Source organism: Curvivirga aplysinae, from assembly GCF_009711445.1.
Taxonomy (GTDB): Bacteria; Pseudomonadota; Alphaproteobacteria; order UBA8366; family Aestuariispiraceae; genus Curvivirga; species Curvivirga aplysinae.
The window spans coordinates 1-778 of sequence record NZ_SMMC01000009.1; the positions used below are offsets into that span (position 1 = coordinate 1).

A 778-nucleotide genomic window follows, 5' to 3' on the forward strand; every position below is an offset into this window, starting at 1 on the left:
GAAGCATAAAATAGATGCACTATGATTAGGAAAGATAATTGTTATGTCGGCTCTGCAACAAAAACAGATAGAAGAAGCTGAATTTTCAAATTATGAAGCATTGGTTGGGCATCTGGATGATCCTGAGCAAGACCATGTGAAAACAGCTATTTCCTTTCTACAAGCTGCTAATGATGAATTAGGACAAGATGGACTGGCATCGGTTTCATCTTTTGGTGCTGAGTCCGCAGTGTTGTTACATTTAATCAGCCGAGTGGATAAGAGTTTTCCAATTTTCTTTTTGGATACAGGTAAACATTTCAAAGAAACAATTGATTATGTTGATATGCTTTCTAAGCGTTTGCGCCTAACCAATGTGCAATTTGTGTCCCCCAATGTGAAGGAAGTGGCGGAATTGGATCCTGATGGTTCTTTATGGGAAAGTGACCCTGATCAATGTTGTGCGATACGTAAAGTAAACCCGCTTTCAGACACATTGAATGGGTATAAAGGATGGATTACGGGACGTAAGAAATTTCACGGCGGCGGCCGTAAGGAGTTACCCCGTGTAGAGTGGGAAGAAGGTAAGATTAAGCTTAACCCAATTGTTGATTGGACGGCGGATCAAATTCAAGATCACTTTACCAATTTTGGTCTTCCGCAACATAGCTTGGTTGATCAAGGATATAAATCTATTGGGTGTGAGGTTTGTACTGTAAAGGTCGCTGACGGCGAAGATGTGCGTGCAGGCCGTTGGAAAGGGAAATCCAAGTTTGAATGTGGTATTCATCGTGCAGAG

Annotated in this window: 1 protein-coding gene; it reads left to right on the forward strand. The window is 41.6% G+C overall.

All coding sequences use genetic code 11. The features are described from left to right. Positions 1-43 precede the first annotated feature (43 nt). Positions 44-778 (forward strand): phosphoadenylyl-sulfate reductase (locus E1160_RS00035; protein ID WP_155152948.1); only part of this gene is annotated, 735 nt, incomplete at its 3' end.